This is a genomic window from Paenibacillus sp. FW104-T2, from assembly GCF_058789975.1.
The window spans coordinates 229,442-250,199 of the sequence record NZ_JBYTCE010000001.1; the positions used below are offsets into that span (position 1 = coordinate 229,442).

The 20,758-nt window shown below is 48.9% G+C and carries 17 protein-coding genes; 8 read left to right on the plus strand and 9 right to left on the minus strand.

The genetic code is table 11. The features are described 5' to 3' along the window. Nucleotides 1-7 precede the first annotated feature (7 nt). Genes cobA through nirB form a run of 4 tightly spaced genes read right to left on the minus strand, consistent with a single transcriptional unit; the run spans nucleotide 8 to nucleotide 4,482 of the window. Nucleotides 8-778: a uroporphyrinogen-III C-methyltransferase gene (cobA, locus tag AC3WQ3_RS01020; protein WP_154894536.1), complete on the minus strand. Its 771-nt coding sequence runs from the start codon at nucleotides 776-778 to the stop codon at nucleotides 8-10. After that, on the minus strand, nucleotides 775-1,656 hold the full coding sequence (locus AC3WQ3_RS01025; protein ID WP_336782441.1) for a formate/nitrite transporter family protein: 882 nt from the start codon (nucleotides 1,654-1,656) through the stop codon (nucleotides 775-777). The genes cobA and AC3WQ3_RS01025 overlap by 4 nt, the downstream gene beginning before the upstream one ends. Before the next feature lie 50 nt (nucleotides 1,657-1,706). Then, the gene (gene nirD / locus AC3WQ3_RS01030) at nucleotides 1,707-2,024 is read right to left on the minus strand and encodes a nitrite reductase small subunit NirD (RefSeq protein WP_095360200.1); all 318 of its coding nucleotides are present in this window, start codon (nucleotides 2,022-2,024) and stop codon (nucleotides 1,707-1,709) included. Nucleotides 2,025-2,040: 16 nt separating this feature from the next. Further along, nucleotides 2,041-4,482, minus strand: a complete 2,442-nt coding sequence (gene nirB, locus AC3WQ3_RS01035) for a nitrite reductase large subunit NirB (protein WP_492471186.1) — start codon at nucleotides 4,480-4,482, stop codon at nucleotides 2,041-2,043. 595 nt (nucleotides 4,483-5,077) lie between these two features. Here nirB and AC3WQ3_RS01040 point away from each other — a divergent pair. Then, entirely contained in the window at nucleotides 5,078-5,671 is a 594-nt protein-coding gene (locus AC3WQ3_RS01040) for an ANTAR domain-containing response regulator (protein ID WP_336782438.1), read from the plus strand. 18 nt (nucleotides 5,672-5,689) lie between these two features. Next, complete coding sequence (locus tag AC3WQ3_RS01045) at nucleotides 5,690-6,766, plus strand: anthranilate phosphoribosyltransferase (RefSeq protein WP_492471187.1); 1,077 nt, start codon at nucleotides 5,690-5,692, stop codon at nucleotides 6,764-6,766. A gap of 8 nt (nucleotides 6,767-6,774) precedes the next feature. Here the strand turns inward: AC3WQ3_RS01045 and AC3WQ3_RS01050 are convergent, their stop codons facing one another. Beyond that, nucleotides 6,775-7,323: an acyl-CoA thioesterase gene (locus AC3WQ3_RS01050; protein ID WP_127537470.1), complete on the minus strand. Its 549-nt coding sequence runs from the start codon at nucleotides 7,321-7,323 to the stop codon at nucleotides 6,775-6,777. Nucleotides 7,324-7,499: 176 nt separating this feature from the next. After that, nucleotides 7,500-8,123 carry an acetate uptake transporter gene (locus AC3WQ3_RS01055; protein ID WP_127537469.1) on the minus strand — a complete coding sequence of 208 codons (624 nt, stop codon included), beginning with the start codon at nucleotides 8,121-8,123 and terminating at the stop codon, nucleotides 7,500-7,502. 503 nt (nucleotides 8,124-8,626) lie between these two features. Here AC3WQ3_RS01055 and AC3WQ3_RS01060 point away from each other — a divergent pair. Beyond that, complete coding sequence (locus AC3WQ3_RS01060; RefSeq protein ID WP_127537468.1) at nucleotides 8,627-8,803, plus strand: aspartyl-phosphate phosphatase Spo0E family protein; 177 nt, start codon at nucleotides 8,627-8,629, stop codon at nucleotides 8,801-8,803. 138 nt (nucleotides 8,804-8,941) lie between these two features. On the opposite strand, the gene AC3WQ3_RS01065 is transcribed toward AC3WQ3_RS01060, so the two are convergent. Next, nucleotides 8,942-9,871 carry a response regulator gene (locus AC3WQ3_RS01065; RefSeq protein ID WP_336782433.1) on the minus strand — a complete coding sequence of 310 codons (930 nt, stop codon included), beginning with the start codon at nucleotides 9,869-9,871 and terminating at the stop codon, nucleotides 8,942-8,944. A 435-nt stretch (nucleotides 9,872-10,306) separates the two neighbouring features. Here AC3WQ3_RS01065 and AC3WQ3_RS01070 point away from each other — a divergent pair, with 435 nt between their 5' ends. Next, nucleotides 10,307-11,743, plus strand: coding sequence for an alanine/glycine:cation symporter family protein (locus tag AC3WQ3_RS01070; RefSeq protein WP_492471188.1), 1,437 nt, complete (start codon nucleotides 10,307-10,309; stop codon nucleotides 11,741-11,743). Between the two features lie 135 nt (nucleotides 11,744-11,878). Here AC3WQ3_RS01070 and AC3WQ3_RS01075 read toward each other — a convergent pair whose 3' ends face one another. Continuing rightward, nucleotides 11,879-12,721 carry a methyl-accepting chemotaxis protein gene (locus tag AC3WQ3_RS01075; protein ID WP_336782431.1) on the minus strand — a complete coding sequence of 281 codons (843 nt, stop codon included), beginning with the start codon at nucleotides 12,719-12,721 and terminating at the stop codon, nucleotides 11,879-11,881. A 287-nt stretch (nucleotides 12,722-13,008) separates the two neighbouring features. On the opposite strand from AC3WQ3_RS01075, the gene AC3WQ3_RS01080 reads away from it, so the two are divergent. Then, a complete protein-coding gene (locus AC3WQ3_RS01080; protein WP_492471189.1) occupies nucleotides 13,009-13,701 on the plus strand; it encodes a Crp/Fnr family transcriptional regulator in 693 nt (230 codons plus the stop codon). A 112-nt stretch (nucleotides 13,702-13,813) separates the two neighbouring features. Here the strand turns inward: AC3WQ3_RS01080 and pepT are convergent, their stop codons facing one another. Then, nucleotides 13,814-15,052: a peptidase T gene (gene pepT / locus AC3WQ3_RS01085; protein ID WP_492471190.1), complete on the minus strand. Its 1,239-nt coding sequence runs from the start codon at nucleotides 15,050-15,052 to the stop codon at nucleotides 13,814-13,816. A 534-nt stretch (nucleotides 15,053-15,586) separates the two neighbouring features. Between pepT and AC3WQ3_RS01090 the strand changes: the two genes are divergently transcribed. The 3 genes from AC3WQ3_RS01090 to AC3WQ3_RS01100 all read left to right on the plus strand — a co-directional run bounded on the left by AC3WQ3_RS01090 (nucleotide 15,587) and on the right by AC3WQ3_RS01100 (nucleotide 20,635). Continuing rightward, nucleotides 15,587-16,621: an NADH:flavin oxidoreductase/NADH oxidase gene (locus AC3WQ3_RS01090; protein WP_492471191.1), complete on the plus strand. Its 1,035-nt coding sequence runs from the start codon at nucleotides 15,587-15,589 to the stop codon at nucleotides 16,619-16,621. Nucleotides 16,622-16,895: 274 nt separating this feature from the next. After that, entirely contained in the window at nucleotides 16,896-17,321 is a 426-nt protein-coding gene (locus AC3WQ3_RS01095) for an SRPBCC family protein (RefSeq protein ID WP_492471192.1), read from the plus strand. 230 nt (nucleotides 17,322-17,551) lie between these two features. After that, complete coding sequence (locus tag AC3WQ3_RS01100) at nucleotides 17,552-20,635, plus strand: ATP-binding protein (RefSeq protein WP_492471193.1); 3,084 nt, start codon at nucleotides 17,552-17,554, stop codon at nucleotides 20,633-20,635. The last annotated feature ends 123 nt before the right edge of the window (nucleotides 20,636-20,758 follow it).

Sequence of the window (20,758 nt, forward strand, 5' to 3'; positions counted from 1 at the left end):
ACGACAGCTATCCCGTCATAGAGGTGTCTGCTGCTTGCTGGAGCTGAATCAGTTGTTCGCGTACGAGAACGGCTTCGCCAATGATGATTAGCGCGGGATTATTAACCTTTTCCGAAAGGGAAATAGCGTGAAGCTGGCCGAGTGTGCCGGTAATGATCCGTTCGTTCGCGGTGGTTCCGCGTTCAATCAAGGCTGCTGGTGTACTGCTGCTTTTACCGGATTGAAGCAATTCACGTTGAATGAGGGGTAATTGGCTGATACCCATGTAGATTACCAGTGTGTCAACACTATGGGCGAGCAGATCCCAGCGAACGGAAGATACACGGCCATCACTGCCTGTACCTGTGACACAAGCGAAGGTTGAAGCCACTCCCCGATGGGTTAACGGAATCAGGGATGAGGCGGATGTGCCCACAGCGGAAGTGATGCCAGGAATGACCTCAAAAGGAATTCCGGCTTCAGCCAGCACGAGCGCTTCTTCACCGCCGCGCCCGAAGATGAACGGGTCACCGCCTTTGAGCCGAACCACCTGTTTGCCTTCCGCAGCGTGAGCAACCAGTAACCGACCAATCATCTCCTGACTCATGGAATGCAGCCCAGGGGCCTTCCCACAATAGATTCGGAGTGCTGCTTCAGGAGCTTCGGCAAGCAAGTCATCATTCACCAGTCGGTCATACAGCAGTACATCTGCCGTTTGAATGCGTCTCAGAGCTTTCACCGTAATGAGCTCTGGATCTCCAGGTCCAGCGCCTACGATACTTACCAGGCCCCGGCTCATGATCGTGTCCCCAGTTTGGACGCAGACTCGGCATTGGCCAATCCTGAACGACCGCCATGGATGGTTGCGAGTTTGGATGCCATCGGGATGGGGCTTCCCCAGCGGTGTGCAGCGTACAGCCCTAACCCGGTAAATAGGGCACCACCAATGAAATTACCAATCAGCACCGGAATCTGATTCCACAGCCACCAGTCGGCAAGACTGACATCAGCACCCAGCATCATGCCTGCCGGGATGACAAACATATTTACAACAGCGTGTTCGAATCCTTGAGCAAAAAATATCGTAATCGGCAGCCACATGGCCACGATTTTACCGAGTGTGGAGGTGGACGTCATCGCCATGACTGCACCTAGTGTTACCATCCAGTTACATAAAATAGCCTTAATGATGACCAAAACCATACCTGCGCCGCCCAGATGCTGATATCCGAGCGTCTTGGCTTCGCTGGTCTGAATCAGCGTTTGAACGAGGGGACTGCTCATATCGGTTCCCATCTTCGTCAGCGTGAGTTCATATAACAGAGCGTAGAACAGGCATCCCAGTATATGGCCGGCAATTACCCAGAAGTAATTACGCAGCATATCCATCAGTGTGACTCTGCGTTTCATCACCGCGAGTGGTATCATGGCGAAGCTGCCTGTCACCAGCTCAAGTCCGAGCAGAATAATGATCACGAACCCTGCAGGGAATATCAGTGCACCTGCCAAACCAACGGAAGTTTGAGATACAGCGGTATATGCCAGCGTTGTTGCAAAAGCGAGAATCGCCCCGGCCAGAAAACCACGGATTAACATCTGCACCCGGTTCATTCTGGCTTTAGTCTCACCTGCGTCCACCATCGATTGCAGTACTTCTGCCGGTTTAACAAAATCCATCGTGCACACCTCCCTGATTCATGATGTCAGACATATGAAATGGTTAAAGACTAACCTGCAATGGTAATGTAGATCTCACCGCTGTGATCATCGACCTCGGTTTTATATGTGTTCAGACATCCATCATCCGGCTCATGTACCTTGCCACTGCGAAGGTCGATTTTCCAGTCATGCAGCGGGCAGTGGACAGCCGTTCCGCATACCATGCCTTCTGACAGCCTGCCGCCCTTGTGAGGGCAGCGATTCTCTACGGCGTGCAGCGTTCCATCACTCAATTTGAAGACGGCAATCTCGGTATCCAAGACCGTAAACGTCCGAGCTCCCTTTTCGTCAATATCCGCCAGATGTCCAATTCGCAATCGATTCATCGCTGATCCTCCTCTTTTAGTGTGCTGCCGGCTGGGTGCCAGCGAGTGGGGTGAAGTTTTTACGCAATTTTTCGTCTTCAATAATTTCCTTCCATGGGTCAACGGTGCGGCCCAGTGTCAGTTCAAGCCGTTCGACCAGAGCCAGGCGCTCTTCACGGTCTTCGAGTGCCTTCTTCACATGGTCCAGACCAACACGTTCAATCCAGGCTGCCGTTCTCTCATTCCAGCGTGCGTTTTCTCTATAATATTGAAGGTAAGCATAAGTCCACTCTTCGACTTCGGCATCGGTTTTCACGGTGCACAGTAATTCTGCTGCGCGGACCTTGACCCCGCCGTTGCCGCCAACGTGCAGTTCCCATGCACCGTCAATCGCGACAACGCCCAGATCCTTAATGGTGGCTTCCGCACAGTTCCGCGGGCATCCAGAGACTGCAAGCTTCACTTTGGCTGGAGCAACCATTTTGTCGAGTTTCTTCTCCAGACGAATGCCCATCTCAATGGAATCCTGAGTTCCGAAGCGACAGAAGGTGTTGCCGACACATGTTTTCACCGTACGGAGCGCCTTCCCGTAGCCAAATCCGGAAGGCATATCGAGCTCTTCCCAGATCTTCGGCAAGTTTTCCTTTTGTACACCGAGCAGGTCAAGGCGCTGTCCACCTGTGAACTTCACCATCGGTACATCATATTTCTCGGCTATGGTTGCGATCTTGATCAGTTCTGCTGGGGAAGTGACGCCACCATAAATCCGGGGGATGACCGAATAGGTTCCGTCTTTTTGAATATTGGCGTGGTAGCGTTCGTTCGTGAACTTGGATACCCGCTCATCTTCGTACTCAGCTGGCCAGATCATGCCAAGGTAATAGTTAAGGGACGGACGACATTTGGAGCAGCCCTCCGGTTCATTCCAGCCAAGGACATTCATGACTTCCTTGACGGTTTTCAACCCCATCTCTTTGATCTGGGCAACAATCTCATCGCGGTCGTAGGAGGTACAGCCGCAGATGCCCTCTTTCACCTGTTCCAAGGCAGCATCCCCTGCATAATGGACGAGCAGCGATTCAACAATGGGCTTGCATCCCCCACATGAGGCGGAAGCTTTGGTACAGGACTTGATGGCACCAAGCGTATTGCATCCCTTATTGAGTACAGCGTCCCCAATGGCAGCTTTGGTGACACCGTTACAGCCGCAGACAATTTCATCATCTGGCATAGCTGCCATCCGCTCGGCTACCGACGGGCCGGACCCTGAACCGCCGGCAGATACCCCGAGCAAAATTTCCTTTTCACGTCCACTGATATTCTCACCACTTTTAATGAGGGAGAAGAGGGAGGCACCGTCTGAGGTATCTCCGAACAGTACAGCTCCGATAAGCTGTCCGTCCTTCATAACCATTTTTTTGTAAACCCCGTCTACGTCATCCTGTATACGAATGCTGCGAGTATCAGCCGCATCCTTGAATTGGCCTGCAGAGAATACATCCACACCGGATACCTTCAGCTTGGTGGACGTCACAGACCCTTCATATCCTTCGGTTGCTGCACCGGAAAGACGTTTAGCCAGAACCATGCCCTGTTCATACAGCGGGGCTACCAATCCATACGCGATGCCGCGGTGCTCTGCACATTCACCGACTGCCGAAATGCCAGGAATACTGGTGTTCATGTAATCATCTACGATGACGCCGCGGTTCACGTTTAGGCCTGCCTGACGGGCCAGTTCAACCTGAGGGCGAATGCCGACAGCCATAACAACCAGATCGGTCTCGAGCACTGTCTGATCCGTGAAGCGCAATGATTTCACGCGATGTTTGCCCGTAATTTCTTCCGTATGTTTGTTGAGAAGAAACTTCATGCCCTGCTCCTCAAGCTCCCGCTGAAGCATCAGGCCTGCAGGCAGGTCCAGATTCCGGTCCATCAGATGTCCATTAATATGAATAACGGTGACATCCATTCCCAGATTGAGCAGCCCGCGTGCAGCCTCCAGCCCAAGCAGTCCACCACCAATTACAGCCGCTTTGCGATACTTTTGCGAGGCTGCCATCATCGTCTCACAGTCCTTGATATCACGGAAACCGATGACACCTTCCTTGTCTGCTCCGGGTAAGGGCAGAATGAATGCCTGTGATCCGGTTGCCAGAATCAGCTCGTCATATGAAGCGCGGACACCAGCCTGGGACACCACTTCCTTGCGCTCGGCATCGATCCGAATTACGGGATCTCCTGGGTACACCCGAATGCCGTTATCCTCGTACCAGCTCCATTCATTGATTACGATATCTTCAATGCTCGTGCCGCCTGCAAGTACAGAGGAGAGCATGATGCGATTGTAGTTGGGGTGTGGCTCAGCACCAAAAACCGTAATTTCATAAGCATGCGGAGCGAGTTTAAGAATATGTTCAATTGTACGAATACCTGCCATACCATTGCCGACCAGCACCAGTTTTTTCGTTGTACTCATTGTGATTAGCCCCCTTGGTTCCATTCTGCGAACTGCCTCGCTTTTCGTTCCGGAAAAATAGAAAAAGCCTGTCATGCCTCGGAGGACTGCGCATATGCATACGCATGCCATGGATCCGAGATTGCAAAACAGGCTTCATTGCCGTTTCAACCAGCTACGCCGTTGTAACTGTGATCGTTTAAATATGGAGTTGTTATGGCCTAACTATAAAAGATCCTTCCTCTCATGTCAATATAGTTAACACAAAAAAGTATTTGAAATTTGAAGTTAATTATGTTTACATGTGTGTAATGGAAACAAGAACTGAACGAGGAACGAAGGGCCTGTATCGCAAGGTGCAAGCTAACAGCCGCAGCGGTTACAGGGAAGAAGAGGCATACAACCCTCGGCAATAACAAGAGACGGAGTTAGAATAGAACCCTTTTTATAATTACGGAAATTAGCCCAAAAGGTTACCGACCTGCCTAATCAGTTTCAAACATGTATATTTTCAACTTAAGATATTGTTAGGTTATATAACATATTATCTTGATGAACCATTTTAGGTGTTTAAGCTAACCATTCTGCCTATGCATTAGGGAGGGATTGATCCATCATGCGATCATTATTGGTCATCCGTGTAGAACCAACGATAGCGGCCTCATCCGATGCAATCCCTCTAACTCCTGAGAGATTGCTGGGGGCGAACGGGTACCATGTGCAGGTGACAGACAATGAGACGGAGGCTCTGAGGCTGGCAGCTGAAGCAGAGGCATCCATCCTGCATCTGTCGCTGGCCGATGTGGAATATTGGGTACGCTGCCTGGGAAAGGGGAAGGTGAACACCCCATTGATATGGTGGTGCGCACCGGATACAGCCTCTTCCTCGGTGGAATCCTGCGAGGTAGAGACTTCAATGGATGGAATACTGACCCCATCCATGATTGGGCCTGAGATACACTGGACGCTGCACTTTGCCGCCAAGCGTTATATGGAACGCAAGCAGTGGGAGCAGGAACGGAAACAGCTGCAGTCCCGGCTGGAGGATCGAAAGTGGATAGATATGGCGAAGGCTATCTTATGTGATCTGAAGCAAATTTCCGAGTCGGAAGCTTATGACTTGTTACGCAAGAGAGCCATGGATGAACGTAAACGGATGGTGGATGTCGCCACGGCAATCGTAAAGGCGCATCAACTGCTCCAGTCGTAATTGAAAGGAGGATGCATCATGGATATGTCTGAGATTCTCAGGGAGGTTGGACGTGGAAAACGTGGTTCGCGTGATCTGAATTATGCCGAAGCGCTGGCTGTTGCCGAGCATATTCTGAGACAGGAGGTATCACCTGCTCAGACGGCCGCTTTTCTTATGGCGGAGCGGATGAAAATGGAGAATGTCGAGGAGCTGGAGGCCTTTGTCCACGCGTGCCGGAACAGCGCAGATCGCCTGTCCGTATTCCAGGATGGACTGGACTGTGCAGGTCCGTATGATGGACGTACCAAATCGTTCATGGCTACCTTTCCGGTTGCCTTTGTACTGGCAGCAGCCGGGCTTCCGGTGACATTGCACGGAAGCGAACCTCTGCCGCCCAAGTGGGGGGTAACCCTGTCCATGCTGCTCAGGGAAGCAGGTATTGATACAAGGAAAATGAATCGGGAAGAAGCCAGAGTGGCGGCACAAAGAACGGATGTTATGTACGTATCTTCCGAAGACTGGTGCGCTCCGCTTCGGCAGCTAAGACCGCTTCGAGAAGAACTTGGCTTTCGTACCGTGTTTAACACAGCGGAGAAGCTGATTGATTTTAACCATTCACCGTATCTTGTTTTTGGCGTATTTCATAATACATTTCTGGACCGGATCGCGAAGCTGCTAACCCGCTTTGGATACCGCCGTGCTTACGTGGTGCAGGGAATGGAGGGTTCGGAAGATCTCTATATTGATCGGCCTACACGTGTGTATGCTGTGGAAAACGGAGATACACGACTGGAACTGGTGGACCCTGCCGCTTATGAGCTGGATATTCCTGTACCCGAGATGGCATGGACAGCTGCGAAACAGTTTGAAGTGGCACAATCGGTGCTCAGCGGAGAGGGACATATCGCTTTTGTGAATCAGGTGTTGTTGAATGGTGGCTTCCGTCTGTATGCGACAGGCCGTGTTGATTCGATTGAAGAGGGTATTTATACATGCCAAAGTCTACTGGATAGCGGAGCTGCTTACCGGAAGTATCAGCAATGGACGGTCTCCATGGGCGGGGAACTACCGGATAGCAGAGCAGTGTCCACGTATCCGGCTACCTCCAGCTGATGTTGTAACTACTCCCAAGGATAGGTGACGGTAAGGAAGTCAGCAAATTTCTTGCTCTCTTCCCGCCGCTGCTTCCGCATGGCCGCCCGATCCGGAGCGGTCTCATATAGTTTCTTCTCTTCTTCCGTTTCCGGAATAAGTCGGGGGACAATGAGTTTTCGATTATTTTCATCCAACGCCACAAAGGTCAGAAATGCTGTTGCCGCAATCTTTTTCTCTCCTGTCTTCAAGTCCTCACGGATTACCTTCACAAATATCTCCATAGAGCTGCGTCCCGTCCAGGTAGCAAAGGATTCCAGTGTAACGGAATCAGTTGGGTTAATGGGATACAGAAAGTCGACGGAGTCGGTTGAAGCCGTTACTGTATTGACCCGGCATAGTTTGGAAGCGGCAATGGATGCAATATCATCAATATAGGACATCAACTTGCCGCCGAATAAAGTGTTATGGTTGTTCACATCGGTCGGAAATACTCGTGCAGTCTTGAAACAGCGCGTCTCGCGCACATATTTTTTCTCCGCCTGTTCGAACTCCGTAGCTTTAGGTATCTCTCTCATGTTTCTTCCTCCTGACCCTCTGGCTGCTGCGTCTCTGAAGCATGTGCCAGGTCTATCGTCTATTCATGTTATTCCTAGTATAGGTGCCCACCAAATTCATATCCCAATGATTGCATGATTGTCAAAAAAACCGCCAGGCGCGGACCGGCGCGCGGGCGGTTTGGTGCTGCTGTATATTAAGCCTTGGCTTTGAAAATGCCGGACGGTTTGCCGATGGGCAAAAACGTATAGCCAAAGTGAGCGTTCAGTACAGAAGCTCCTGTGCCGTAGAGCGACACGATACCGATACCCATTTCAGCATATGCTGCGATGGTATGGAACACGTGAGGAGCTACGCCGAAAGCATCGAACGTCAGGCCAAGGAACAGGAAATCAATCAGAATGAAAATGATGAGCAGTACTTTATTGGCTTCCACAGCGCCTAGTGTCATGAACAGGGTGAATACGAGGTATCCGGCAAAAGCAAATCCGAGCTGCTTACCGTCAGCCTGTTCTGCCAGGGTGGAGCCAAACACGCCCATTTTGATCAGCCAGTTGGCACCCATCGCAAACCAGAAAAATGCGTATGCGCCAAAAGCAGTCGTGCCAAATGTATTATTGCGTTTGGAATCTTGGATACAGGCGAACAACTGTGCAAATGCACCCAGGAAGATCGCCCATGGGATCGCATAGCTGAGCCCGTCTGTAATGCCAAGTTTCTGGGAGGAAGCGACCAGGGTCACAATAGCCAGCCCAAATAATCCCATTGCGCTGGGATCGGCGTTTATGATTTTAACTTGAGTCCGTGAATCGGTTTGCATGGTGTTGATGAGCCTCCAATGATATCAAATCAGGATGTAAACAAGTATACAATCCTCTAGTAACTTTCGTATCCGCCGGGTCCGGACACACACATCGCCCTATTGTACCTGAATGGCCCGGTTATGGAAAGGAATTTGTTCACCGCACGAATCTGATATCCTGAACGCTCAAACACCCCTCTATAGCATGCAGGTTGGCCTCTTTTGCTCAGTTTGCCTGCCAAAGGGGTGTTTTTGTTGTTCATTTTCCAAAATACACAATAAAGACACATTCATACAAGAAGTAGGATAGGGGGAGAAAATATGGATGCAAAACATTCATCTCACTGTAAAAATGGCTTGGCAGCGCCACTTTTGCGGCATCCGGGCAAACATAGTCATTCATGACTTTCAAAAACTGGGGAAGGATACAAAACATCCATGCCGACTATGCCATATGTTAATCCAACTATAGATTGACAGTAAAAACTAAAATATAACACAGAAATAAGGAGGTCAAAGGCATGGTTATGAGTTTGGATTTAAAAAATCAAATCGAAAAAGCCAGACATAACCTTCATATGTTGGTAGAACATCACGAGGGTGGGCTTGGGCATCCGGATGTCATCAGACAATCCATGGCATTGGATGAATTGATTAATGAATATAATCGAATGAATCGAAACCAGACAAGAGCTTGAGGGATTCATATAATAGTAGGACAACCATAGATGAGTACATACGACGATGCGGGCATGAACATAACCGGAAGGACAGCTTTTTTCTCGAAGCTGCTTTGATTCCTGTTAATTCATGCCCGCATGTATTTTGGCAGCTGATCAGTGCAAAAGCCGCTTGGCTTCCATATACAGTACCTGAACAAATTTTTTGGTATTTATTCGAGTCTGGGACAAGGAAGGCTCCACATTGTTCTGCAGCTCCAGCATTTTCTTGCGAATTTCCGTGAAATCGAAGAATTTAGACGCATAGTTCTCGAATTTGGGATGTGTATAGTCGGTTAATCCCAGAGACACCACATGACTTAAGGTCTGAAATATCGCCCGGCGAACACGCTGCTCAGAGGCCTTGACCTCTTTGGTTATCTCGGTGACCGAGGCATCCGTTCCCAGTTTGCGTATGGCTATATTCTGAAAAATATCCTTGAGCGACGGGAATGTATAAGGCGAGATGGTATGATCTTCAGCTTCAATCTGTTCCAGATATTCGAGCATGTCCAGCAGATCCTTGCTGCCTGTCTCACCGATCATGCCCATCTCCGACAGAAGGAAATGTCCAGCGGTCGCAATCGTTTGGTTAGGGACAGGTGCGGTATGGCGTCCGGCAGATTGAATGCCGGTCAATCCCTGCAATGTCCGCTGAATATCCTGAATGGACTGCTGCATCCGCAGACGTTCCTCGACCAGACGGAGAACGGATAGAATCTCCAGCCGATTAATCGGCTTCGTAATGTAGTATTCAATGCCTAGCGAATAGGCTTCACCGATCATGTTTTTCGATTCAATCTGGGAGATCATCACGATCTTGCCCTCGAATCTTCCTTCCAGTGCACGTACGGTCTGGATTCCATCACGATGGGGCATGAGCAGATCAATCAGCAGTACGTCTACCTTCTGTAATTCCAGCAGCTCGGCATGAATGTGAGCCCCGTCCTCTGCCTCTCCGGCAATCTCACCTAATCCCTCATCTTCAATAATATCCATCAGCATGGAACGAACGCCAGGATCATCATCCACGATAAAATAGCGCATATTTTCGTTACCCTCCTTTCTCTTTAGCGGATGTAATTGGGCCAATGTATGCTGCAGACAGATGAACTGTCGCGAATTGGGTTCATTTTAATTCCTATCTTACTTCGTCATTTCCTTTCTGCATAGAACCAGCCATGCAGCAATAAGACAATATGTCAGATAACGTAACAAAGTTTCGCTGAAAACGGCCTTTTTATAAAAAAAATCCAATGTTCGTTGTAGGAAAGTGTCGTTTTTAGTAGATAGGACTGTAGTATAAGTAACATCTGAATGAGCTGGCTAAGATTTGTGTGGAATGGTACAAATGCCAATCGGAACGAAAGATCATCATTCAGAGTTATGCCATGGATTCTATATGCAATAGTATGGGAATTTTACGCTCAGACATGCAAACGGAATGCTGTTTACAATAGTTGAATAAAAGGAGTATCGCCAATGGAGCAAACAATACAAGATATTGTCGTTGTTTTCAACGATTTTTTATGGTCCAAGCTGTTGATTCTATTGCTGGTAGTATGCGGGATTTACTTCACGACCAAGACCCGTTTCATGCAGTTCCGCATGATCGGAGACATGGTCAAGGTGCTGGCTGAGCCCAAGAGCAAGGAAGCGGATAAAATCTCGCCTTTTCAGGCGTTCTGTATTAGCATGGCTGCCCGTGTAGGTACCGGTAATATTACGGGAATAGCGCTGGCTATTGCTCTTGGGGGACCGGGTGCTGTGTTCTGGATGTGGATCATTGCTATTATCGGCTCAGCCTCCAGTTTCGTAGAGAGTACACTCGCACAGATTTATAAAGTGAAGGATAATGGGGGCTTCCGCGGAGGACCGGCTTATTATATGGAACGTGGGCTAGGCAAACGGTGGATGGGGGTATTGTTTGCCATTCTCATTACGCTATCGTTCGGCCTTGTCTTTAACGCTGTGCAGTCCAATACGATCACTGTGGCATTCCAGAATTCGTTCGGCCTCGATCGATTGACGGTAGGTATTGTCATGGCGGTGATCTTTGCCGGAATCATTATGGGCGGTGTGAAGCGGATTGCCAAGGCTTCCGAATACATTGTGGTGGTCCTTGCTGTGCTGTATATCGGGGTTGCTGCATTTGTTGTGCTGGCGAATATCACCCAGCTTCCAGCCATGATCATGCTAATCGTAAAAAATGCCTTCGGGATTGAGCAGGTCGCCGGCGGTACATTGGGTGCTGCGCTGATGAACGGCGTCAAGCGTGGATTGTTCTCCAACGAGGCGGGAATGGGTAGTGCACCTAATGCCGCAGCTACGGCGGATACGACACATCCGGTCAAGCAGGGACTTATTCAGGCTTTTGGCGTCCTGACCGATACACTTGTCATCTGTACAAGTACGGCCATGATTATATTGCTGTCCGGAGTTTACGAAGGCTCCAATCTGGGGGGCATCGAATTGACCCAGGCGGCATTAAGTGTGCATATCGGATCTTGGGCATCAGGCTTTTTGGCTGTTATGGTATTCCTGTTTGCCTTCAGTACACTCATCGGGAACTATTATTACGGGGAGACCAATATTGAGTTTATCAAGTCCAATAAAATGTGGCTGTGGGTGTATCGGATTGGCGTTATCGCCATGGTGTTGTTTGGTGCAATAGCCAAAGTCCAGCTGGTCTGGGATCTGGCGGATCTCTTTATGGGGCTGATGGTCGTCGTCAATCTGATTGCCATCCTCATGTTGTCCAAGGTCACGTTTGAAGCGCTGAAGGATTACAAAAGACAGAAGGCTGAGGGGCGTGACCCTGTCTTTACCCGTGACCTTATTCGTATTCCGGGTGAGGTGGAGTGCTGGGAGTCTGAAGCGGGCGTAACAGGAATTCAAGAGATGAAGATTGAAAAATAGGATTAACGAAGCTCGGGTGATAAGAGCCGGGTAATATAAAAAAAACAGGACACCGACGATGCCAATAGGGCGCGCGGGGTCCTGTTTCATTATTCGATATATTTTCAGTACATATTGATCGCTCAGGATACCATTTTACTTTGTATGAACAGAGTAACTGATCAGTTGATCCGCCAGCATCTTCATGCGGTCGCCTGTTTCATTCAGTTTCTCAATGACATCGGTGAAGGAGGATACAAGGGTAGCTTGTTCCTGGGAAGAGGCAGCAATCTGTGAAACTTCCACTTCCATCTGTTTAATGACCTGTTGGACGTCTTTCAGACTTGCATCAATATCGGTTGTGGCCTGTTTGGCGTCCACTGAGAGCTTGCGCACTTCAGAAGCAACCACACCAAAGCCTGCACCAGCCTCACCTACACGTGCTGCTTCAATAGCAGCATTCAGGCCGAGCAGGTTGGTTTGTTCAGAGACTTCCCGGATGAATCCGGCAACCTTATTGATTTGGGCGGAGTTTTGGACTGCAAGGCGTGTGTTCTCCAGAATTTGTTCACTGGTCGCCTGCAATTCCTCGGCATGAGCTGCCACATGCTGAACCATCTCCACCAGGTTGCTATTAATGGATTGATTTTCTTGTATAATGGCTTCTAGCTGATTCTGATTGGATTGATCGTAAGATATGCAGAAAATGGCGACAACTTCATTATTGTCATCAAAGATAGGAATGTTCAAAATATCCAGCTCAATCCCGTAGACTTCTGCGGGCAGTTTGGTGAGCGAAGGTTCGCGCCCGTTGGTCAGAGCTGTAAAGTTTTTATAATCATCCAGCAGTGGCTCTCCTTTTTGAAAACCGAGATTGAATCTCTCATTGGCAACGGCGTACAATACTTTCTCATGATCATACACAGTCAAACCGGCTGGTTCTCGAAGAATCAGGCTAATATAAGGCATAACTTTCAGAAGTGCATCTACAACATTCATGGGGTCGAACCATCCTTTCATTATTCCTAATTTGCGATTAAATTCAAAAAACGTACCTAATGCTTTAATTATCATCGGATAAGATTGCGCTATCATTAACTCCATTTTGAAATAAAATGATGACGAATTACGGACGAAATCTGAGAATTTTCCCATGTAAAATGATTTATTGGATATAAGTGCTAGTTGTAACTATTTTTATATCAGGATATTGGAGCCGTCTGATGCCGAAATTGGGACATATGTCCATTTCTATACGTTAAATACTTGGGTGGGGGTTACCGGGAATGAGAGAAATCATGGATTTTGGACGAATGCGTCAGCTGGCACGGGAACATGGCTTGGATCAGGTGCTGGATGAGCCTGCACTTGCGGAATTAAGACTACTGGAAGCGTCCAAAGGTGAAATTATATGTGCGAAGGGAGAACGGCCGGAACGGTTCTATTTTCTTGTTGAAGGCAAACTGAAGATTTATACGACACTGCCAAACGGCAAGTCACTGCTGCTCCGTTTCAGCACGCCGCCAGCCCTCGTAGGCGATCTGGAGCTGGTCAATGGAAAGGAAGCGAAGAATACGGTTGAATCTGTCAACAAAAGTCTTCTGCTGGGCGTTAGCTACCGTTACCTTCAAAACACGTATGCGGATAATCCGAGATTCCTTCATTTCATGCTTAGTCATGTGACCCATAAACTGTATACGTTCTCCAATTTATCAAGCCTGAATCTGCTGTACCCGGTGGAAAGCAGGTTTGCCAGCTATCTGTTGTCAACGATGGAACAGGGCGAGCAGGTGACGGAAGAGATCCAAACGTCCAAGCTGACAGAGCTGGCAGATATGCTGGGGACGAGCTACCGACATCTGAACCGGGTAATTCATGACCTCTGTAATCGGCAGATTATCCGTAAGGAACAGCGCAAGATTGTCATCTGCCATCTGGAGGAACTGCGTGAGATTGCCGGAGGGAACATGTATGAATGAGATCGGTCCCATGGACGTGAAAGTCTCAAATGTAACGCAAAGAGCACCCTATGCCTAAGCAATGGGTGCTCTTTGCTATCTAAACCGTGTAATCGATGGACGGTGCCGATGATTAAATGTCGCCGCGTTCTTCAAATAATTGAGCGATCCCCACGATAACCTGAGTGGCTTTCACCATGTTATCAACCGAAACATATTCGAATTTGCCGTGGTAGTTTTCGCCGCCTGTGAAGATGTTTGGTGTAGGCATGCCCATATACGAGAGCTGGGAACCGTCAGTTCCTCCGCGGATGGGGCGAATAACGGGCTCAATGTCCAGACGAGTCATGGCTTCATGCGCAATATCAACAATTTGGCGCACAGGTTCGATCTTCTCACGCATATTGTAATATTGATCATTCAGCTGAACGGTGATGCTCTTCTCGCCATACTTGCCTTGGAGTTCTTCCGCAACCTTCAATACATAGGCTTTGCGCTCTTCGAACTTCGCCCGGTCAAAATCACGAATGATATAGCTGAGCTGCGTTTGCTCAACATCGCCTTCAATGGATATAAGATGGTAGAATCCTTCATACCCCTCCGTGAATTCGGGAGCTTCTTCCGCAGGCAGACGGCGGTTGAATTCCATGGCGATTTTGGCCGAATTGACCATTTTGTTTTTTGCGGTTCCAGGGTGAACATTCGTACCTTTGACTGTAATTTTGGCTGCAGCCGCATTGAAGCTCTCATATTCAAGCTCTCCCAGTGGTCCGCCATCTACCGTGTAGGCATACTTGGCTCCAAAAGCAGGCACGTCAAACTTATGCGGTCCGCGTCCAATCTCTTCGTCGGGAGTGAAGGCAACCCTGATCTTTCCGTGTTTGATCTCCGGGTGATCGATCAGATAGGCCATTGCCGTCATGATTTCGGCAATACCTGCCTTGTTGTCGGCACCCAGCAAGGTTGTCCCATCTGTTGTCATGAGGGTGTGACCCTTGTATTCACGCAGTTCGGGGAAGTCAGTGGTAGACAGTACCACATCCAGCTCCTGGTTCAATACGATATCCTGACCATCATACTGGTCAATGACCTGTGGCTTAACATTTTTGCCAGTGAAGTCTGTCGCTGTATCCAAGTGAGCCAGGAAGCCGATTACGGGAACCTCCTTATCCGTGTTGGATGGCAGAGTAGCCATGACATAGCCGTTCTCATCCATCGTTACGTCCTGTAAACCAATGGCTTTGCATTCGCCTACAAGGTATTCTCCCAAAGCGAGTTGGCCCGGTGTGGAGGGGCAGGTTTCACTGTTTTCATCCGATTGTGTATCCATTTGAGCATACGTTGTCAGTCGCTCGATTAAAATATCTTTCACCATCATCGCTCCTTCAGTTTGGGTTGATATATAAGTTATCACTATTCTTGGAACGAATCACTACGAGGTCAGAACAACCCTCTGATCGCTGTTATCCCCAGATTTTTTGATTAAATATAAAGGTGAAAATCCGGTTATAAAGGCGATGTGTATGCTTCCGACGCAGCTTTCTTTCAGAAAGCTTTTAGCTTCGCTTCTACAGGTTGTTTCTGCCCTCTCCGTTTTCGTCTAAGGGTTAGATACAACTTATATTATAGGTTGGGTATATGATCTCCTGTGTATGAAGGTATCATATCATGTTTTGGACCTACTTCGTGTAGGGGCTAGAAGTGCTGGCGGATTAGTTCTAGGTATAAAAAAGGGTACTATGGCACAAAAATGTACGTACTTGCATTCAGGGGAGGCTGCTTCATAATAGAGAATGGTAGTCGGATTGATGAGAAAGACTGACAAGATTGGGTAACTGTTTTTCATGTTGAAAAACAAGCGATTGCCTCAACATATATCAATATATTGAATAGGAGATGTAACCATATGTCAGAGAAATTATTTTCCCCCTATCAGTTCAAGGGGCTTCAACTGAATAACCGTGTAGTAATGGCGCCAATGTGCCAGTACTCGGTAACGGCCAAGGATGGCATCCCGAATGATTGGCATCAGGTTCACTATGTAAGTCGTGCGGTTGGGGGTACAGGTCTGATTGTTATCGAAATGACAGACGTTGAACCGGATGGCCGTATTACCGATAACGACCTGGGCATCTGGTCGGACGAGCATATTCCGGCTTTTGCCAAGCTGGTGGATGGCATGCATGCCCATGGCTCGAAAGTGGCGATTCAAATTGCACATGCTGGGCGAAAAGCGGAGGATGCAGAGCAGCCGGTAGCCCCATCCGTGGTCACTTTCCCGGGTGAAGACTACAGGGAGCCTCGTGCATTAACTACCGAAGAGGTAGAAGCCATGGTTCAGAAATTTGCAGACGGTGTTCGCCGCGCAGTGCAGGCTGGAGTGGATGCCATTGAGCTGCACGGAGCACATGGATATCTTATTCACCAGTTCCATTCCAAGCTGATGAATCATCGTGAGGATGTATATGGACAGGATCTGGCTCGATTCGGCGTTGAGATTATTCGTGCAGTGAAAAAGGAAATGCCGGAAGACATGCCGCTCATCATGCGCATATCTGCAGTTGAATACGCTGATGGCGGCTACGATATTGAGCACACCTTGGATCTGGCTCGTGCCTATCAGGCAGCAGGTGTGGACATATTCCACATCAGCTCTGGCGGAGAAGGACCTGCAGGACAACGGAAGCCGGGTAACTACCCAGGTTATCAAGTTCCATTTGCCCGTCGTTTCCGCGAAGAACTGAACGTTCCGGTGATTGCAGTAGGGCTGCTGGATGATGGAGCTCTCGCTCAAGCCGTTATTGGCAACGGCGATGCCGATCTGGTTGCAGTGGGCAGAGGCATGCTGCGCGATCCGTACTGGGCTAACCATGCGGCTCTGGAGCTTGGTGTCAGCAAGGATAAGGCAGCGATTGCGGAGCAATATTCCCGCGGTTATTAATTTTATCTGAAACAATATAGAAATTCGGAAGACAGGTCGTGGCAAAGGTGAACCTTATGCTGCGACCTGATTTTGCATTTTGATAGCCAATCGGTGACGGTTGGGATTCCATCGTTCAGTGCAGACTAAGACGGGAGTGATACATCTTTTATATATGCGTTCAAGATGAGGTTCGTTTAAGAGGAGATCCAATGCTAGATTCGGTTGTTAAATGAATTCATTTGACACCTATCTTCATATCCCGAACAATGAGTAATATCTATTCAAGGAGGCGATGGTTATGACATCATCGAGTGCACTGCCGGACATTCGGCAGCAATTGGTACTTCATGCACCGCTGGAAAAGGTATGGGAGACCGTCTCAACAGCAGAAGGCATGGAAGCCTGGTTTATGCCAAGTAATCTGGAGCCGGTGGAAGGACATGAATTCGTGCTGGAGGCCGGCCCCTTTGGCAAATCACCATGCCGGGTTATGGAAGTTCAGCCGCTTCATAAGCTATCCTTTCAATGGGGCAAGGATTGGGCACTGACCTTCGAACTACAGGAACAGCAAGAAGGTACGGCATTTACGTTGATTCACAGCGGTTGGGATGCGGATAAACTGACTGAATTCGGACAGGCCCATGCCATCGTGCGCGAGCGAATGGAGCAGGGCTGGTCAGGCATCGTGCAGAAGCTGGCGCAGGTTGTAAGCAGGTAAGAGAGGATTGTCAGTTGCGATCAGGGTCATTTCCTGATTAACAGCTGGCAGTCTTTTTTTATTTTGTAAGCTTTTGATGGAGAGTTCACACGAGATGGTAACCGCCTTAAAAATGTGATTCTTTTTAGTTTCCTTCTATTTCCGTGGGCAGCAGAAACGTGTAACATGGATCATGAAGATAAAACGACAAAAAGTGACGCCTATCGTCACGTGTCAGAAGGACTTCATCGATGAAAAAGCACTGGATTATGCTGACGATTAGTTTCATTTGTATTGTTGTCTTCCCTGTGGGGTGGATTGTGCAGAGTATTATAACTGAACGTGGGAATCCGGTAGTTAAACAAGGCATAATCGATTTGACCACATGGGATTTCACCAAAAAGGGTGCAGCCACATTGGACGGAGTCTGGGACTTCTACCCGAACCAATTACTGACCCCGGTTGATTTTGAGGCTGATGTGTCCGGACGCAAACCACTTGGGCCACCTGCAGCTCTTCAAGTCCCGGCCAGGTGGAATAAGACGATGGGTGAAGCTCATGGCTACGGAACATATCACCTTCGTGTCAAGCTCAGGCCCAGCTCCGAGAAGAATGACTATGGCATTCGTACAAAGAATATTCGTATGGCACACCGTATTTTTATAGATGGCAAAGAGATCGGAGGCAGGGGACTGCCTGGTGAAACAAGGGAAACGGATCTCCAGTACAACTTGCCGTTCACCGGGTTTACCTCAATTGAGGGAGACCGTGCAGATATCATCATTCAAGTTTCCAACTATACATACTCTTCGGGAGGAATTGTAGCTTCACTGTTATTTGGAGATGAACATAGCATTCTATACAGCCAGCAGTGGGACTGGCTCAAGGATCTGATGACCCTTTTCGGATTTATCCTCCCTGCGGCGTTTTTCCTGCTGCTATTCAGGCTGCGCCGAAGTGAGAAGGAGCTTCGTTACCTGGGCTTATTCAGTCTCTCCGGAGCCATGTATGCACTGACGCATGGGGAGAAACTGCTGGGCACCTTTGTGCCGTTTCTACCGAATACTGAAATTCTAAGGCTTCAATTAATAAGTTCAGCACTGGCCTATTACTATTTGCTTCGCTATATGGATGCGCTTGTTCCGGGTGCAATTCACAAATGGTACGTACGGCTGGGAATTACGCTGGTGATTTTGCAATGCGCTATCGGCCTGACCTTGTCTCCTGTACTATTCTCGCAACTGGAGCCTCTAATGCTGATGGTGTCGCTTAGCGTCATTGTATACACTCTTCGAGCGATGTTTTATTGGTTGAAAAAGAGGCCCAATGACAGCCATTACGTGCTGATCAGCATGATGAGCATCCTCATGGTCGTTATTTTGTATACCATCGGCGCATTCACGACGCAGGATACGGCCTTTCTCGCCCTGTATGAGCTATTGTTATTTGTTTTTGCTCAGATGATTCTTACGGCGATCCGGTTCGCGCAGTCCTTTCGTGAAGTTGAGGCATTATCCGAGCGCTTGCTTGTGATCGATAACCTGAAGGATGAATTCATGGCCAATACGTCGCATGAACTGAGGACCCCGCTGCATGGCATCATTAATATTGCGCAGTCCATGCTGGAAGGAGCGGCAGGGGCCGTGACGCCGAAGCAGGCCAGAAACCTGTCCATAATCACGTCTACCGGTAAAAGGCTCTCACTGCTGGTCAATGACATTCTGGATTTCTCCAAGCTCAAGAATAGTGAGATCGAGCTGAAGCGGGAGGCGGTGGATCTGGAGTCCGTTGCACGCACAGTGGTTGAAGTTTCAGGATTTACCTTCGGGGATAAGCCTATTGTGTTAATACAGGACTGGCCTCCATCCCTGCCATTGGTCGAAGCAGATGAGGATCGGTTACGGCAGATTCTCTATAATCTGATTGGCAATGCATACAAGTACACGCAGCAAGGCGAGATACGGTTATATGCAATTGTGCAGGGGGATCAAATCCGAATGTCTGTGGCGGATACAGGGGTTGGCATTGCTCCAGAGAAGCTGGAGGATATATTCCAGTCCTATGAGCAGGAGAATGGTACAAGTGGAAGAATTAACGGCGGGACAGGGCTTGGTCTCAGTATTACGCGTAAACTTGTAGAGCTGGGCGGAGGCATGATCTGGGCCCAGTCAGAACCGGGTCAGGGATCTATTTTTCACTTCACCCTGCCAATTGCCAAAACGCCGCTGCTTCATACGGTTTCCAGACCGACTGCAGCGAGCTACGTGCCAGCCGAGCGTGCTAATCCATCTGGAGGGCTTCCTACAGAACTGGGTGAATCAGAAGAGGGCCCTGCAGCAGAGCATACGATTCTAATTGTGGATGACGATCCGGTAAATCTCCAGGTATTGTACAATCTGTTGTCAACAGAGCGTTACCGGGTCATTTCTGCCGATAGTGGTGCTGCAGCATTGAAAATGCGAGAACAACACCCGGGAATCGACTTGGTGATTACCGACTGGATGATGCCGCAGATGTCCGGAATTGAATTATGCCGCAAACTGCGTGAGTGTAATTCCCTGTCCGAACTGCCGATCCTGATGCTGACGGCGCGTGGATTGCCTGAGGATATCAGGCTGGGTTTCCAGGCTGGTGCCAATGATTTCCTAAGCAAGCCGGTGGATGCGGGGGAGCTTCGTGCGAGGGTTCGCACCCTGATTGAAATGCGGGCCTCCGTTCAAGGCGCCATTCGTACAGAGATGGCTTTTTTGCAGGCACAGATCAAGCCCCACTTTTTATATAACGCACTTAATGTCATTATCGCTACTTGTGCCGTTAACCCGGACAAAGCAACAGATTTATTGATCGAACTGAGTCACTATCTGCGTGGGAGCTTCGACTTTCAGAACCGGGATCAGCTGGTGCCGCTGACCAAGGAACTTGAGCTGGTGGAGTCCTATGTACATCTGGAACAGGCCCGGTTTGAAGAACGACTGGTGGTCAACATTGAAGTGGAACCGGACGTTCGGATCTATGTGCCGCCTCTCAGCATTCAGCCACTCGTTGAAAATGCCATTCGTCATGGTGTGATGGAGCGGGCTGCGGGTGGAACTGTGACGCTGAAAATTGCCAGAGAGGATGATCGTATCATCGTCCAGGTTGAAGATAATGGGGTGGGCATCCCTCCGGAGCGTTTGGCCCAGGTTCATTCCGGAAGGACGGAAGGACCGGGAGGGGTGGGGTTGCAAAATATCAACCGGCGTTTAATGTCCTTATATGGCGAGGGATTGAATATTCAAAGCCATGTGGGCAAAGGGACGAAAATTCGTTTCCGTATTCCTCTACCCAGAGGGTAATTATCCCAGAATTGTGCCGAGACCGATCATAATGGTTAACAGACTAATAAGTTGATAAAGTCTATTCTGTAATTCCTTTGATATAGAATGAAGAAGATTAAGTAAGGGCAGGAGGCTGGAAGA